Source organism: Microvirga sp. GN3, assembly GCF_055792825.1.
Genome location: NZ_JBVVAK010000086.1, coordinates 21,839 through 36,306 on the forward strand (window position 1 = coordinate 21,839; position 14,468 = coordinate 36,306).

Here is a 14,468-nt window from a genome sequence, read left to right on the forward strand (position 1 = left end):
GCTGTACCCGATAGATAGCGGCCCAAGCGGCCCAAGCGGCCCAAGAACGGCACCAATCCATCGTCTGCCGTGTAGGACTGGGCGCTTATCTGCCATGTGCTGGGTCTATCAGTTGCACCGGCTCTGCTGGGTGGATTGCCGAGATAGCATGCTTGTAGACGATCTGTGTCCCGTTGCCCCGAACAAGCTGGACTGTGAAGTTGTCAAACGATCTGATCTGACCCTGGAGCCTAATCCCGTTCGCCAGAAAGATGGTGACTTCAACTCTATTATCACGAACATGTTTCAGGAACATTCCTTGAAGGGCTTCGGTGCTTTGTGCGGACATTACCCGTTCCTGTTGCAAGCTTAGGATATCGACGTACCGTTGAAACCAATCACGCGGAGTAGCTTGATAGCCGTTCCTATCATGTATCAGGTTAAAGCTCCTGCTGGATAACATTCTGTCCATCAAAATATGCCTGAATAATCCCACTATCCTCCTCTCGTGAACAGACATCCAGTGAGCTTGATGCGCTATGGGCAATGAGCTTTCCGGCCTCCAAAGAGACCCGACCGGCGCTCACCACTGTGGCCGGAACAGACTGGGCTATGTGCGAGTGCTGCATGAACTCGGGGAAGAGCAGCGGGAGCAACTCGCCGCCATCGAGTTTGAGCATGACATACTTCATGGCCATGGAGCCCTCCCATTCTAGGCGCGGCAACAGCCTGCGTAGTAAGATAGGAGGCTATCTGAAACTAACTAAGACCAGTGCCCAAATGACCCAGTTTCTCACCGAAAGGACAGTCCATTGTTTGAAAAGAAGCAGAGCTACACCCCCACAGAAGCCCAGCGGGCTTATGAGCAATTGGATCAGCTTGTTGCCAGGAAGACCATCAATTCACGGCAGGCTGGTGCCTATCGCCGACACATCGCCAGCCGGATTCAAGTCACGCTGAAGCCGTCCTACACGGCGCAGGCGGCACGGCGGGCCAAAGCCGAGATCGTGAGGCTGACCGACGCTGGCACGATCCCCATGAAATCGGCAGCGGCGTACCGGGCACATATCACAAAGCGCACTCAGGAAGCCTGAACTCTGCGATCTGGAACCCTCAGAGTTTAATGCTCCTGTAGAGCGTTATTAGCGTGCCTCCATCATATCCGCAGCCACCCCGATCATCCGGCTCCCCAATCTCTTGGTACATCTCATCATCGCCCAAAGCCGTCGTTGCTTGCGCGTTGCAGACGATCTGTTGATCCCTGCCCTTCAGCCACGCCCTTTACATAAGCTAAAGCGCATCGGAACGGCGTGCGCAGCCTCGGCGTTACAAGGGGGTGCAGGTTGCCGACACACTTGCTTGGAGTGTCCTGGAGGGCTCGAATGGTGAACGCATCCGGTCTCAGCGGCCAACCCACGTCTGACAGAGCGGAGCCTCAGTCTGCGGCGTGTCCTCCCGATAACAAGCTGCCCGAGAACTCACAGGAGAACCTCGATGCAAGGCTCGACCATGCCATCGAGGAGACCTTCCCGACGAGCGATCCGGTTTCCGTAACCATCACCAAAGGCGCAGGAATTGACTCTCATGGTCAAGAGGCTTCGCCTGCATCAGGCTTGGATCAGAAACCCAGTCTTGCGCACGACAGCACCGAGCACGTTCTCGATCAGGTGCGGGAGGCGCTCAACGATGTTGCCGGGAGCGCCTCTGAGGTCGCCGGGACTGTTTACAGCCAGGGCGAGCGCTATGCGCGGCAGGTCGGCGAACAGTATCCTGAAGCGCAGCATTATGTTCGTGAGGGCCAAAGCCTTGTGACCCGGTACACAACGGGAAACCCGCTGCTCTCGCTCTTCATCGCTGGAGCCATCGGCTATGCGCTGGCTTGGATGATCCATGGCGAGAAGCGAAACCGGGACAGGCACGTGCCGGATTATGCCCGAACCAGACGCGACTATGCTTCGCACGGTGACACCCACCATCGGTGGTGATGTGCGCACCAGCGCACAGGAAGCAGCAAGGTCACTCGAACACTTTTCAAAGGAGGAAGTGATGGCACAAACTGATACGACAACTCGCACCGATGCACCCGGAGTAATGACCGGCAAGCCCTTAATCGAGAGTGATCGGGTTGAGGGAACCGCCGTGTATGGTCCGCAAGGCGACCACCTTGGCTCGATCAAGCGCCTGATGATCGAGAAGCTCAGCGGCAAGGTCGCCTATGCCGTGATGTCGTTTGGTGGCTTCCTTGGAATGGGCGAGGACGAGCACACCATCCCGTGGGGCAAGCTGACCTACGACACTGGCCTGGGCGGCTACCGCACGGACATTACCGAAGAGCAGCTACGCGGGGCTCCGACCTTCTACCGGGATCGCGATGACTACGACTGGTCCGACCGGGAACGCGAACGGGAACTGCACGACTACTGGCGAGCCCCTTACTATTGGCCGATCTGAGGTCGCAGTCGCGGTCATCGGAAAAGGCAGCACATACGAGCCAAAGGGCCACTCCGCCCTTTGGCTTAATATAAGACGGGAATAGAACAGGATGCCCGACGACCCTGAAGCCTCGCCTCTCGACAGCATCGTTGCACTGGCCCGCCAGATCGCTGACGAGTGCCCCTCCTGTGCCAACCGAGCGTCCGAGATCATCATGTGGGCGAGCGAGATCAGAGAGCGGCGACCAAGCAGAGAGGAACTGACAGCACTCGTCGATGCCACATGCAAGGGCTACGTCCCAGATGATCAGCGTGAGCTTCTGATCAATGGACTGAGAGCCCTCGTTCGCTTTGCGGAGTAGCAGGTGCTGGACTTCTGCTCGCGAAAGCCTTGAGCCATGTATAGGTCCAATATGCCCTCAGATAATACCAGACATTCACACAGCGATTGAAGGCTGCGTTCAAAATGACAAAGAACCCTTGGCTCAGCCTTTGGCTCAGTGCCGCAAACACCTGGACTGGTACTGCCCGTGGTTTCTGGACGGCAGAGATGCACCGCCAGCAGAAGGCCATGTTGAATGAGATGACCCGACCGAATTCTCCGTCCTCGACCAAAACACATCCATCCAAGAAATCGGCGTCAGGGGTGCGAAGGAAAGCCAAAGGCTGAACACGGCCATACCTTCCGATCCAACAAAGCCCTTAATAATCCGGCACAAGCCGTTGCTCGACCAGCGGCGCGTCCATCCGGAACAGCAACCCCTCCCTGTCGTAGTGAACCTCCACCTGGGCTTTGCACTGCATGGGCAGAACCCGCTGGAGCAATGTCGAGCCGAAGCCTTGGTGCTGCGGCTCACTCACCGGTGGACCACCGAACTCTGTCCATTCCAGATGAAGCCTTCTGCCCTCATCACTCTCAACCACGTTCCACTTGATCTGAACGTATCCAGCCGGAACGGACAGAGCCCCATAGCGGATGGCATTCATGGTCAGTTCGTGAAGTGCCATGCCGACCGGCACGGCCAAATCAGCCGCTAACTCAAGTGATGGTCCAATCAACATAAACCGAGGCACTCGGCTCTCAGCGAATGGCTTGAGTTCGTTGAGGACAATCTGGCGAAGCGGGGCTGTTTGCCAGTAGTCTTCGGTCAGCAAATCATGGGTCTTCGCCAATGCGGCGATGCGGCGCGAGAACGACCGATAAAACTCATCAAAGCTGCCGGTGGAGCGGCCCGTGGCTCCAACGAGCGCCTGAACCGTCGCCAGGGTGTTCTTCACCCGATGATGAAGCTCGCGAACCAGCAAAGTTTGCCGCTGCTCGACCTGACGATTGGCTGCCAGCCTTTCATTCTGCTCGGCGATGATGCGACGCAGTTCGAATTGTGACATCACCTGCTGCGCCAGTATAGTGATGGTGGAAGCCTGCTCCTCTATCAGAGCACGGGGCACATGATCGAGCACACATAACGCTCCCAAGGGCACCCCAGCGGGCGTTTCCAGCACCGCCCCGGCATAGAAGCGCAGGTAAGGCTCCCCTGCCACCAGCGGGTTACGGGCAAAGCGCGGGTCCTCGTTCAGGTCAGGAACGATGGTTAGCCCAGGGCGGAGCATGGCGCTCAGGCAGATTGAGCGGTCGAGTGGGGTTTCACGCACCCCGAGCCCCACCTCGGCTTTGAACCACTGCCTGCCCTCGTCAATGAGGCTGATCAGAGCGATAGGAGCCTGACAGGTGCGGGCGGCAAGCTGCACGAGTTCATCGAATGTGGGCTCTGGTGGCGTGTCGAGAACCCGATAGCTGCGCAGCGTGACGAGCCGGTCACTTTCTGTCCAGGAGGGATGCAGTTGATCGTTCAACACGAGCCAGTTACCGCTGGGGACACCCGTGAGAACGTGCTGTTTGGGACAGGGTTCAATCCGAATTGACCTTATCCCAAAGCAATTTAGGGGCAGCCGACCAGAAGGTGCTGGCAGGCTTCGATCAGAACCACAGACGGGACTGGCTTCTCAATCCAGGTGAGGTGGCGAAACTCTGCAAGAAGCTCGCGGTCCTCATGGTGTCCCGAGTAGATCAGGAACGGCACCTCACGGCGGCTTAGCTCAACAGCAACTCCATGGCATGAGCCATCATTCAGCGTAGCATCGAGAATTGCCACATCCGGCGTTGCGGTCTGAAGCCACTCCAGCGCGGCAGAGCAAGTTGTGAAGGGACCAGAAACCTCATGGCCTGTATCCTGCAACTCGTCTTGAAGGTTGAGGGCAATGAGAGCCTCGTCCTCTAAGACGAGGACCAGCGGCTTGCTGCCTGTGAGCTTAGTCATGGGATAAGCCTTCGGCCCTCTGACTTGAATCTAACCTGAACAGGTGAGCTTGACCATTCGTGATGTAAGAGCCACCGCCTAGCTCCGTGCCAGAGCCGCCTTGATCACGCCGTCGGGTCCGAATTCCGCCTCCCTGGTGAGGTCCAGAAGTGACGCTAGCTTGGATCGAGCCGGGTTCACGCGGCTCCTGATAGTACCGATTGGCACATTGCATATCTCAGCGGCTCCATCATAGGACATCCCCTGTGCTCCGACTAGAATGGGCAAATTACCGTGCTCGTTGTGCCCCAGCGTGCGGAACAATTCATACGGAATTTTATCATCATACGCGCTGAGCACGAATGGCTTTTCCGCTCGGGTGAGCGTCGGATTCAGACCTTTGGGAGCCGCAGTACAGTCATCTGCGCCGCAGTCCTTGCCCCGCGATGGCACCCCTGACCATGGGGAGGAAACAAACCGTGCTGCTCAGACTCCAACTTTGTGAACGGCAACGCGACTGGCGAGTTTAACCCTCCATAGGGTCGGAGGGTCACAACCCATGGCCGTGAAGTACGTCTTGATCTTGATCCTCAGCAGCGCAAACCCTACCGAACAACATGTCGCTCAGGCTTGGGATAAGCTGTTTCCAAGCCATGACGACTGCTTGAAACAGGCATCCACCCTCGAAATGCACAATGCGGTTCTGAAGGATTGCAAGACTGTTGAGGTACCCGGTGAGGGACCGCCCAAGGAAGATGTTGTGCTCACGCCGGAAGCGAGCGTGCTTGAGGAACCCGACCAAACCGCTGCACCTGCACAGCCGCCGCAAAATGAGTAGCCAAGTTTAGCCCGGATTTCGGTTAATAGTTTCGTGCGCGAGAAAGGCTGACGTTCGGGGCCGGTGGGGCTGTCGGCATCGTGGGCAGGAATGAGGCAATCATCTCTGACTGGACACCCAGCCCTACCGGCAGCACAATCCGCTCAGCACCTGCACCGAGGGTCCTATGGATCGACCGGAGCACAAGGTCGAGCGGAGACTGGCCGCCATCTTTGCGGCTGATGTGGCAGGCTATTCACGCCTGATGGGTCAGGACGAGGTTGGAACACTGCGCACCCTAACCGCTCATCGCCAGATCATGGACAGGCTCATTGCTGAACATGGAGGAAGGATCGCTAATACGGCTGGAGATAGTGTCCTGGCTGAATTCCCGAGTGCCGTGGATGCTGTCCAATGCGCCGTGACTGTGCAGGAGGCACTCGCGCAAGTCAGCCAGGATACGTCCAGAGAGCACCAACTCCAGTTCCGGGTCGGGGTGCATGTGGGTGACGTTTTGGTAAGAGGCAGCGATCACTTGGGAGACGGGGTGAATATCGCGGCACGGTTGGAAAGTCTCGCTGATCCGGGTAGCATCTGCATCTCTGCTTCCACCCATGATTACGTTCGCCGGTCACTAACCTTCAGCTTCGATGATCTCGGGCTACAGGAAGTCAAGAACATCAACGAACCAATTCACGTCTACCGTATCCGTGTTCCAGTTTCGCCTCCTGGCTCAACACAGCTACAAGAGCCAGCGGCGGCACTCCCCCTACCTGACAAGCCGTCCATTGCCGTGCTTCCGTTCACGAACATGAGCGGTGATCCCGAGCAGGACTACTTTGCCGATGGAGTCGTGGAGGAGATCATCGCGGCGCTCTCGCGCTTTCGCTCACTCTTTGTTATCGCTCACAACTCGACATTCACCTACAAGGGCAAGGCTGTCGATGTCCGCCAAGTCAGTCGCGAGCTTGGTGTTCGGTATGTGTTGGAGGGCAGTGTCCGCAAAGCGGGGAACCGGCTTCGCATTATCGCCCAATTGATTGATGCCCCGATGGGCAACCACATCTGGTCCGAGCGGTATGACGGGGACCTTGCCGACATCTTTGACCTTCAGGATCGGGTGACGGAGGCGATTGTCGGAGCCATCGAGCCGACCATCACGCTCAGCGAGATCGAGCGGGCAAAGCGCAAGCGTCCCGACAGCCTTGATGCCTATGACTGTGTGATGCGGGCGCTGCCTACTGTCTGGTCGCAGGACGACCAAACCACGAAAAAGGGACTTCGGCTGGCCGAACAGGCCATCGCCCTTGATCCAACCTACACTCTTCCAAGGCCCTCGCTGCATGGTGCTATGCGCAACGTATGACTTACATGCGGAGCCATGATCCAGCGGCGGATCGGCTCAAGGCTTTGACGTTGGCCCAAGAGGCAGCGTCTCTCGATAGCCATGATCCGCTGGTGCTGACGGTGCTGAGTGCCGCCTATGCCATTGTCGGCCAGTTCGATCTTGGCCTCACGGCCATCGAGAAGGCGCTCGCTCTGGACCCGAACTCGGCTTGGGCGTGGCTTCGTAGCGGCTGGGTGAATCACTACACGCGCAACCCTGACAAAGCCATTGAGCATTTCAAGCGGGCGATGCGCCTCAGCCCGCTCGACCCGATGCACTTCAACGCTCTCGTGGGAATTGGAGCCGCACATTTCGACAAGGACGAGTATGATGAGGCGATCAGGTGGATCGAAAGGGGACTACGCGAGAGGCCGGATGCGGTCTGGACCTACCGTCTCCTGACGGCAGCCTATACTCATGCTGGCTGCCTGGAGGAGGCCAAGCGAGCGGCCACCAAATTCCTGGAAGCCTATCCAGGCATGACTGTTTCGAAGGCTATTGCCGCTGCACCTCCGAAATCTCCTTTGATCGGGCGCATTGCTGAAGGGTTGCGCAAAGCTGGGCTCCCCGAGTAGCTCGATCTGAGTTCGGTGCCCTCGTCCTATTATAGAACTCTATTGCATCGACCAGCACCGGAACTTCTCTCCGCATCGAACCGATTGAGCTTATTTTGGCAGTTTCATCATTGCGGGGATTGACCAATCAGACGATCTACCATGGCTTTGATTGCCCGCATCTGCGGTCCATTCCGCGTATCGTAGCTTGATCCGCTGTAGCCCCAGAAATCCCAACAGCGGTTCGGGTTCGCTGCCGAAGCCTTCGTCTGCGCATACAAGACGACAATGTTGTTGCTTGCAGCCCAGCGATTGTAGCCCCCATCTCGGATGAAGTCGTCGTAGACGCTGTCCACGTTCTGGTTACAGCCATGAAAGGCGACATGAAGGCGACACTGCTCGGCGGCACATGAGGCTGGAACATAGAGGTAACCAACGCCGTGGAGGCTGATGCTCTCATCGGTTGAATGGAAGAACTCCGATTGATCGAAGGCGACCAGCGCCCCATCCTGATGCTGATTATCGGAGGCTGGCCTGAAGTCCTCCGGGTATAGGTGGCGTAAAAGCATTTCAGCCGCCTCATAGCCACATTGGATCACAAATGGCGGCTCGTGTTGATTGCACTCTCGGACTGGGAACTTGCTCTCCCCCGCAAATCGGCTGACCGGCATGCCGTGATTGGCCGCAGAACCGGTCTGATTTCGGTCGAACTGGAGGTTCGGCTCGTGGACATCGAGCCGATCATACAGCCGTCCCAGGGTTTCCATCACCTGGAGCGGGACAAGGGCATCGCTCTTGCCGTGGAACAGCCAGACCCGGCTGTCTGCGAGGTTGGAAGGATTGTCGATCAGACCCTGGTCTGCCGCCTCTCTGATGAGCCTGACGGAATCCTCAGCCGTTGGAAGTGATGGGCGAAAACCGTAGTAGCGGTCGCCGTAGTAATGGGTGCACGCCACTACTGCCGCAGAGACCCGATCCAGAGGCACTCTCCAGAAGAGCCACCATGGGTTCGGAATGGCCTCGACGCAGCCATATGGCCCTCCTGCGAGGATGCCTGCGCCTTTGACGAGGCTGGAGAAGGCGACGTGAAACTGATGCGCGAAGAACCCGCCAGAGGACAGACCAGATACGGTAACCGCCGTTCGATCCATATGGGGCAGCGCGGGCAGCTTCTGGCTCGTCTGCTGCGGCGGTGGATCAGACAGGCTGTCGTGGTTGGCGTGCCCCTGTGTCGGGAGCAGCATTGCACAGGCGAGCCATAGCCATGTGGATGAGCGGACCATACCCATCCAACAGTCCGGTGTCATACAGCAAGCCAGAGACCGCAACACAGGATCGAGACTCCTGCCATTGCGAGTCCGCTCGTGTTCCAGAACGTGTACATCTCCTTCCACATATCACTCCCGCTGATGAAGTGGCTGGCGGGTGCCTTTAGGCAGGCTCGAAATCTGTTCCGGGCATAGGTCGCCAGAGCGACGGCGATCATTGATGACCATCCAAAGAGGACGGCGTAATACCACAGCAAGTCGCCGAGACTATAAGCAGACATGATGCAATCTCGCCTAAGTTATTGGTTCAGATCACGGGCCTTGTAATTCGATGGTGATGCTGTTCGGGTCCTTCATGAAGTACTGGCGCGTCTTCCCATCCGGGAGAGGCCGCAGCCCGTAGTAGTGAACTCCCATGGCATCCAACCGGGCCAGTACACTGTCCAACTCCTCCATCTAGAAGGCCACATGGTCAAAGGCATTGGATGCGCGGGCAGGAGCTTCAACCGCTTCGTTCAGATGGATGGCTGGCTTGTCCTGGTCGTAGAGCCATGCTCCCGGAAAGCCGAAATCGGGTCTTGGGCCATGAGCGAGTCCGAGCACATCCCGATAGAACGCAATCGAGGCATCAAGGTCCTTGGTTCGGATGTTCACATGATGGATGTGCATGCCGCCTCCGGTCACAAGTTGAAACGCCACCCGAGAGCCTATGCTACGGCGACACACTCGATCTCGATGTCGAACTCCATCGGCCAGGATGCCACCGGCACGAAGGTGCGGGAGGGTGGGTTCTCCGCAAAGAAACGGGCGTAAACCCGATTGATCGCCGAGTAGAACCCGGCATTGCTGGCATAGACGCGCACCATCACCACCTTGTCGAGTGAAGTGCCTGCGCTCTCAAGGCAGTGCTGAACCGCTTTGAGCGAGGCTTCGGTCTGGACCTCAATATCCCCTCGCACGAACTTGCCCGTCTCCAGGTCGAAGGGCGGTGTTCCTGAAACGAAAACAAAGCCATTGGCCTTTGTCACCAGCGACAGGGGAACTCCGACATTGCGCACGCCCTGTGAGAGAACTGGGACCTCGATGATCTCTTTGGACATGGCAAGCACCTTTGCAGTCGCTCCACTCTGACCGACAAACGGGAGACACCAAAAGAACTCTTGCGTATAGGGGCTTGGTCTCCCCTCGACTGAACTGGTTTTGGCGTTGAGATTGGCAGCACCGGAATAAGGAAAGTTCCATGCCTGCTGCCTACATGATCGTGCAGATCAAGATTATTCGTGAAGAGGGCTGGCCCGAGTACCGGCAGAAGGTGGCCGAACTCTTCGCTCGACATGGCGGACGCTATCTCGTCCGGGGCGGACCAGTTGAGGTCTTGGAGGGCTCCTATGATGGGCGACGGCTGGTCATATTCGAGTTCCGTCAATGGAGACGATCCACTCCGTCTGGCACTCACCGGAGTATGCCGAAGTGAAAAAACTGCGTGAGGGCGCAGGCGAACTGGATGTCTGGGCCGTGCCAGGGGTCTGACGGAGGCTGGACAACAATGCACAGGACTCAGGTCCCAGAACATCGAAGCCATGGTTATACACTGGTGACGCTCGGTAAGCACTGCACGAGAGGTTCTCGCCCGTGGCCATGGCGGGTCTCAAGAGGGCATCAAGAAGACACTTTCGAACCGGTTCTGGCCCACACCACCTTTCATGGTATTCCCAGTCGCTTACGTAGTCGGTTGCGACCTCTGCCAGGACGCCCATACCTTCTCCAGATTCAGGCTCCAGGTTTAGGTGGTCCGGTTGACCAGCACGCAGAAGAATTCCCAATGAGGCATTGTGGAAGGCGCTTCGCGGCCTAGAATCCAAACAACGATGCCCCGCTATTATTTCCATTTCCGCGATGCTGGTCGCCTTGATGAGGACCAATACGGGTTAGACCTGCCTGCTCTTGAGGACGCGCAGGCCGAAGCCCGCGATATGGCCCACGACCTGCGGAAGACTTGGGACGACCTGCCGCTCGACGACTTGAACAACATGGCTATCGAGGTGACCGATAACACCGGCCAGACCGTGTTCATCGCTCCCTTCTCGGAAGCGGTCGGGCCGATGCGCTGACCGTTGCCACCAATTCTGCGTCGCCCGCTCGCCGAAGATAACATTCGGACGCTTTGGAGAACCCCAGAGTATCCGTCCTGCCTCGATGGAACTCTCCGTGGACGTAATCGAGAAGCAGGCAACTAAACGGTTGCGGGTTCACGAGATAGCCACTCTCGCAGCTTCGTCCAGCGCTTCTTCATCTGCCCTCCCCTCACTGCCATGGCGACAGCTTTCTTCTGTCCCACCAGCACCACCAGACGCTTGCCTCGTGTCACGCCCGTGTAGAGCAGGTTGCGGGCCAGCATCGTGAAATGCTGCGTCACAACCGGGATGATCACGGCGGGATACTCTGACCCTTGCGACTTGTGGATCGTCGTCGCGTAGGCGGGCACCAACGTATCGAGTTCGCCGAACGGGTACGACACCTCCCGCCCGTCGAACGACGCGATTAGCGCCCCTTCCTCATCGTCGATCCGGACCACGGTCCCAAGATCGCCGTTGAAAACTTCTCGGTCATAGTCGTTCTGAGTCTCCATGACTCGGTCCCCAGGCGAGAAGCGCCAGCCAAACCGTTCCACCTTGGATGGAGGATTGGGGTTAAGCACCTCCTGAAGCTGAATATTGAGGTTGCAGGCTCCGAGCACACCCCGGTTCATCGGGCAGAGCACCTGGATGTCCTTCATCAGATCGAGCCCGAACCGGCGCGGCATGCGCTCCTTGATCATCTGGATGATTTTCGGCACACCTTCCTCAGGATCGGCAATCTCAATGAAGTAGAAGTCGCTTTCTTCTCCAGCCTTCGGCGGCTCGGGCATCTGGCCCTTGTTGATGCGATGGGCATTGACCACGATCCGGCTTTCGGCGGCCTGCCGAAAGACCTCGGTCAGGCGGGCGACTGGGATGCGATCCGAGGCGATGATGTCGGCCAGCACCTGCCCCGAGCCGACCGAGGGCAGCTGATCCACGTCGCCGACCAGCAGCAGACCGGCATGGGGAGGAATGGCCTTGGTGAGGGCATTCATCAGCGGCACGTCGACCATTGAGGTCTCGTCCACCACCAGGAGATCGCAGTCGAGCGGGTTTTCCTCATTGCGCGAGAAGCCGCCGTGCTTTGGATCGATCTCCAGGAGACGGTGGATGGTTTTCGCCTCCAGGCCGGTCTGCTCAGTCATGCGCTTGGCCGCCCGTCCGGTGGGGGCGGCCAGCGCCACCTTGACACCCTTGGCGACCAGCAGGCGCAGGATGGTATCCAGCAGGGTCGTCTTGCCGACGCCTGGACCTCCGGTTACCACTGCCACCTTGGAGCTGAGCACCAGTTTGAGAGCCTCGCGTTGCGAGGCCGCCAGGGTCTTGCCCGTGCGGCCTTCCACCCAGGGAATGGCCTTGTCGAGGTCAATCTCAGGCCACGGCGGCGGGCCGGAGGCCCTCTCGGCCAACCGGGAGGCGATGGCCTGCTCGGCCAGATAAAGCCCCTTGAGAAACAGGCAGGTCTCGTCGCCGATCGTGTCGGAGACGATTTCGCCTTTGGCCAATTCCTCGACCACGGCCGTGCGGATCAACTCCTGGCCGACCTCGAGCAGTTGCTCGGCCAGGCGGGTAAGCGCCTCGACCGGCAGGGCGCAGTGCCCCTCGTCGGTAGCCGTCTGCAGCGCGAACGAGATGCCTGCCCGAATCCTTTGCGGGGCGGTCTTCTCCATGCCGAGCTTGGCTGCAATGGCATCCGCCGTCCTGAAGCCGATCCCGCGTACGTCCTTCGCGAGACGATAGGGGTCCTCGGTCATGACCTGAATGGCCTCATAGCCATAGGTCTTGAAGATGCGTACTGCCCGTGCCGTGCCGACCCTATGCGCATGCAGGAAAATCATGATCTCCCGCACCGCCTTCTGCTCGGCCCAGCCGGCCACGATGCGGGAGGCCCGCATGGGACCAATCCCAGGCACCTCTGTCAGGCGCTCAGGACTGGCCTCGATGATCTCGAAGGTGTCCACTCCGAAGGCAGCGACAATCCGTTTGGCCATGGCTGGTCCGATGCCGCGCATCTGGCCCGAGGCAAGGTACTTCTCGATGCCCTCCGCTCCGGTCGGCGGAGTGGTCTTGAGCACCTCAGCCTTGAACTGGAGCCCATGCGTGCGGTCGCTGATCCACAATCCACTGGCGGTGATCCACTCGCCTGCGGAGATGCTGGGAGTATGGCCGACCACCGTCACAAGATCACGCTTGCCTCGCGCGTGGACTTTCAAGACAGCGAAGCCGTTCTCCGCATTGTGGAAGGTGACGCGCTCGACCGAGCCCGCGAGAGTCTCCAGGACAGGTCGTTGATCAGCCTGTGGCGGTCGGAACATCTGGTCCATGCTGTCTGCCGGGAGGAACTCCCAGCCTCTTTGACTCTATCGCTGGATGGTGCCGCTGACGAGGTGGTGCTCCTTCGCACCCACCCACTTCATCCAAGACTGTAAGTACCCGGCCTCGCGGTCGGCTCTGAGGGGAGCGGGAGGTCAAAGCGTGACTTGACCCTGACGTATGTTCTATGTTTGTTCTTTTCGAGGCATAGATCAAGAGAGGCCGACCAGATCATGATTCGGACAGGATCAGACCGAAAGCTCACCGAGTTGGGTGAGCCCGAGCAACAGGCGAGGGATATGAGGCGGCTGCTCGCAAAAGCTGAGCAGCAAATCAGGAAGTTGCAAGAGAAGGTAGCGGATCAGAGGCAGCAGCTGCGTGAGCTGCAAGCTCAAGCCAAGCATGAGAATAGCATTGCTGCCGACTGCAATGAACTCAAAGCTGAAATCGCTGACCTGAGGAGTGAAGCCAGGGAATTGATCCGCGCCAACCGGGAGCAGGTCGAGAAAATCGAGCTGCTCCAAGCTGAGATCGCGAAGCTGAAAGCCAACGCAAAAATCCGGAAGCCGAACGGAATTGCTGCCGGGACAGACCTCCGGGGATTACTACAGCCCTCACTGTCCTGAATACTGGGAATGCCGGCTGGTCTAACACGCCCTGGCATAGCTCCTGGATTGTTTCCACAGCCAACCATATCGAAGCCATGGCGAAAGCTTCAAAACCTAACCCAGGCAAAACGCAAGGCACGCGCAAAGCACCTGAATCGACCAGCGCACAGCTGCCAATCCGCATCAGCATAGATCGGGAGGCGCTGAACGCTTTGGACAAACGCGCCACTGCTGCCCAGATCGGTATCGCGGCAGGCTGGCTGGCAAGCTGGCTTGTCGGCGGCTCTGGTCTCCCCACTACGTAATCACCGGACTGGCGGGATCGCTCATCGGCGGCTTTTTTCTGGAGCGCTTTGGAACTGACCTCGGCATTCGCAATCAGACAGCGAACCACATCACTACCGCAACGATAGGAGCGATCGTAGTCGGTCTAATACTACAGCCGGGTTTGACGTCGGCGACGAGTGCGCTCGCGCCAGTGACAGTCATGAGCGCGCTGCTGATGGCGCCGGCGCCACACCGACCAGTGCTCAACCGCTTCAACCGAAGGCGGTTGCTCCCACACCAGATGCCAGAGAAGCCGCCGCACCTCCGGCACGGTGAGCGGCAACAACCCCGCGGCTTGCACGACGGGGGCTTCTCCCCCCGATGGCGTGCTGGCGCACGACGGTCAGATAGGCATGCGCCAACATG

The 14,468-nt window shown here is 58.5% G+C and carries 16 protein-coding genes and 2 pseudogenes; 9 read left to right on the forward strand and 9 right to left on the reverse strand.

Translation table 11 applies throughout. From position 1 onward, the window contains the following. Window positions 1-85 precede the first annotated feature (85 nt). The gene (gene hfq / locus ACS5Q1_RS30565) at window positions 86-328 is read right to left on the reverse strand and encodes an RNA chaperone Hfq (RefSeq protein ID WP_473101738.1); all 243 of its coding nucleotides are present in this window, start codon (window positions 326-328) and stop codon (window positions 86-88) included. 91 nt (window positions 329-419) lie between these two features. Next, the gene (locus tag ACS5Q1_RS30570) at window positions 420-677 is read right to left on the reverse strand and encodes a hypothetical protein (protein WP_203448361.1); all 258 of its coding nucleotides are present in this window, start codon (window positions 675-677) and stop codon (window positions 420-422) included. Window positions 678-791: 114 nt separating this feature from the next. Between ACS5Q1_RS30570 and ACS5Q1_RS30575 the strand changes: the two genes are divergently transcribed. The 4 genes and pseudogenes from ACS5Q1_RS30575 to ACS5Q1_RS30590 all read left to right on the forward strand — a co-directional run bounded on the left by ACS5Q1_RS30575 (window position 792) and on the right by ACS5Q1_RS30590 (window position 2,773). Continuing rightward, window positions 792-1,073: a hypothetical protein gene (locus ACS5Q1_RS30575; RefSeq protein ID WP_473101739.1), complete on the forward strand. Its 282-nt coding sequence runs from the start codon at window positions 792-794 to the stop codon at window positions 1,071-1,073. Window positions 1,074-1,361: 288 nt separating this feature from the next. Continuing rightward, window positions 1,362-1,544: pseudogene (locus ACS5Q1_RS30580) on the forward strand (hypothetical protein); the annotation flags it as partial. Window positions 1,545-2,025: 481 nt separating this feature from the next. After that, a complete protein-coding gene (locus ACS5Q1_RS30585) occupies window positions 2,026-2,430 on the forward strand; it encodes a PRC-barrel domain-containing protein (protein ID WP_473100329.1) in 405 nt (134 codons plus the stop codon). Window positions 2,431-2,521: 91 nt separating this feature from the next. Further along, on the forward strand, window positions 2,522-2,773 hold the full coding sequence (locus ACS5Q1_RS30590; RefSeq protein WP_473101740.1) for a hypothetical protein: 252 nt from the start codon (window positions 2,522-2,524) through the stop codon (window positions 2,771-2,773). Between the two features lie 340 nt (window positions 2,774-3,113). Here the strand turns inward: ACS5Q1_RS30590 and ACS5Q1_RS30595 are convergent, their stop codons facing one another. Both ACS5Q1_RS30595 and ACS5Q1_RS30600 read right to left on the reverse strand, forming a co-directional pair. Beyond that, window positions 3,114-4,268 carry a sensor histidine kinase gene (locus ACS5Q1_RS30595; RefSeq protein ID WP_473101741.1) on the reverse strand — a complete coding sequence of 385 codons (1,155 nt, stop codon included), beginning with the start codon at window positions 4,266-4,268 and terminating at the stop codon, window positions 3,114-3,116. An 83-nt stretch (window positions 4,269-4,351) separates the two neighbouring features. Next, window positions 4,352-4,729, reverse strand: coding sequence for a response regulator (locus ACS5Q1_RS30600; RefSeq protein ID WP_473101742.1), 378 nt, complete (start codon window positions 4,727-4,729; stop codon window positions 4,352-4,354). 538 nt (window positions 4,730-5,267) lie between these two features. Between ACS5Q1_RS30600 and ACS5Q1_RS30605 the strand changes: the two genes are divergently transcribed. The 3 genes from ACS5Q1_RS30605 (at window position 5,268) to ACS5Q1_RS30615 (ending at window position 7,487) form a co-directional block, all read left to right on the forward strand. Continuing rightward, window positions 5,268-5,546, forward strand: a complete 279-nt coding sequence (locus ACS5Q1_RS30605) for a hypothetical protein (protein WP_473101743.1) — start codon at window positions 5,268-5,270, stop codon at window positions 5,544-5,546. 166 nt (window positions 5,547-5,712) lie between these two features. Then, the gene (locus tag ACS5Q1_RS30610; protein ID WP_473101744.1) at window positions 5,713-6,891 is read left to right on the forward strand and encodes an adenylate/guanylate cyclase domain-containing protein; all 1,179 of its coding nucleotides are present in this window, start codon (window positions 5,713-5,715) and stop codon (window positions 6,889-6,891) included. Continuing rightward, the gene (locus ACS5Q1_RS30615; protein ID WP_473101745.1) at window positions 6,888-7,487 is read left to right on the forward strand and encodes a tetratricopeptide repeat protein; all 600 of its coding nucleotides are present in this window, start codon (window positions 6,888-6,890) and stop codon (window positions 7,485-7,487) included. Before ACS5Q1_RS30610 ends, ACS5Q1_RS30615 begins: the two co-directional genes overlap by 4 nt. Window positions 7,488-7,594: 107 nt before the next feature. Here ACS5Q1_RS30615 and ACS5Q1_RS30620 read toward each other — a convergent pair whose 3' ends face one another. From ACS5Q1_RS30620 to ACS5Q1_RS30630, 3 genes are all read right to left on the reverse strand, one after another. Further along, complete coding sequence (locus ACS5Q1_RS30620) at window positions 7,595-8,749, reverse strand: extracellular catalytic domain type 2 short-chain-length polyhydroxyalkanoate depolymerase (protein WP_473101746.1); 1,155 nt, start codon at window positions 8,747-8,749, stop codon at window positions 7,595-7,597. A gap of 441 nt (window positions 8,750-9,190) precedes the next feature. Next, window positions 9,191-9,403, reverse strand: a complete 213-nt coding sequence (locus ACS5Q1_RS30625) for a VOC family protein (protein ID WP_473101747.1) — start codon at window positions 9,401-9,403, stop codon at window positions 9,191-9,193. A gap of 38 nt (window positions 9,404-9,441) precedes the next feature. After that, window positions 9,442-9,834, reverse strand: coding sequence for a RidA family protein (locus tag ACS5Q1_RS30630; protein WP_473101748.1), 393 nt, complete (start codon window positions 9,832-9,834; stop codon window positions 9,442-9,444). Between the two features lie 155 nt (window positions 9,835-9,989). On the opposite strand from ACS5Q1_RS30630, the pseudogene ACS5Q1_RS30635 reads away from it, so the two are divergent. Continuing rightward, window positions 9,990-10,264 (forward strand): annotated as a pseudogene (locus ACS5Q1_RS30635) (DUF1330 domain-containing protein). Window positions 10,265-10,602: 338 nt separating this feature from the next. Continuing rightward, window positions 10,603-10,845: a DUF6894 family protein gene (locus ACS5Q1_RS30640; RefSeq protein WP_473101749.1), complete on the forward strand. Its 243-nt coding sequence runs from the start codon at window positions 10,603-10,605 to the stop codon at window positions 10,843-10,845. A 122-nt stretch (window positions 10,846-10,967) separates the two neighbouring features. Here ACS5Q1_RS30640 and recD2 read toward each other — a convergent pair whose 3' ends face one another. Both recD2 and ACS5Q1_RS30650 read right to left on the reverse strand, forming a co-directional pair. Continuing rightward, entirely contained in the window at window positions 10,968-13,178 is a 2,211-nt protein-coding gene (gene recD2 / locus ACS5Q1_RS30645; RefSeq protein ID WP_473101750.1) for an SF1B family DNA helicase RecD2, read from the reverse strand. Between the two features lie 237 nt (window positions 13,179-13,415). Further along, a complete protein-coding gene (locus tag ACS5Q1_RS30650) occupies window positions 13,416-13,691 on the reverse strand; it encodes a hypothetical protein (protein WP_473101751.1) in 276 nt (91 codons plus the stop codon). Window positions 13,692-14,468: the final 777 nt, after the last annotated feature.

Coding starts and splice junctions, on each gene's coding strand:
- ACS5Q1_RS30640 (WP_473101749.1), top strand. CDS start 10,603: ATGCCCCGCTATTATTTCCATTTCCGCGATGCTGGTCGCCTTGATGAG.
- recD2 (WP_473101750.1), bottom strand. CDS start 13,178: ATGGACCAGATGTTCCGACCGCCACAGGCTGATCAACGACCTGTCCTG.
- ACS5Q1_RS30590 (WP_473101740.1), top strand. CDS start 2,522: ATGCCCGACGACCCTGAAGCCTCGCCTCTCGACAGCATCGTTGCACTG.
- ACS5Q1_RS30615 (WP_473101745.1), top strand. CDS start 6,888: ATGACTTACATGCGGAGCCATGATCCAGCGGCGGATCGGCTCAAGGCT.
- ACS5Q1_RS30605 (WP_473101743.1), top strand. CDS start 5,268: ATGGCCGTGAAGTACGTCTTGATCTTGATCCTCAGCAGCGCAAACCCT.
- hfq (WP_473101738.1), bottom strand. CDS start 328: ATGTCCGCACAAAGCACCGAAGCCCTTCAAGGAATGTTCCTGAAACAT.
- ACS5Q1_RS30600 (WP_473101742.1), bottom strand. CDS start 4,729: ATGACTAAGCTCACAGGCAGCAAGCCGCTGGTCCTCGTCTTAGAGGAC.
- ACS5Q1_RS30585 (WP_473100329.1), top strand. CDS start 2,026: ATGGCACAAACTGATACGACAACTCGCACCGATGCACCCGGAGTAATG.
- ACS5Q1_RS30630 (WP_473101748.1), bottom strand. CDS start 9,834: ATGTCCAAAGAGATCATCGAGGTCCCAGTTCTCTCACAGGGCGTGCGC.
- ACS5Q1_RS30625 (WP_473101747.1), bottom strand. CDS start 9,403: ATGCACATCCATCATGTGAACATCCGAACCAAGGACCTTGATGCCTCG.
- ACS5Q1_RS30570 (WP_203448361.1), bottom strand. CDS start 677: ATGGCCATGAAGTATGTCATGCTCAAACTCGATGGCGGCGAGTTGCTC.
- ACS5Q1_RS30610 (WP_473101744.1), top strand. CDS start 5,713: ATGGATCGACCGGAGCACAAGGTCGAGCGGAGACTGGCCGCCATCTTT.
- ACS5Q1_RS30620 (WP_473101746.1), bottom strand. CDS start 8,749: ATGGTCCGCTCATCCACATGGCTATGGCTCGCCTGTGCAATGCTGCTC.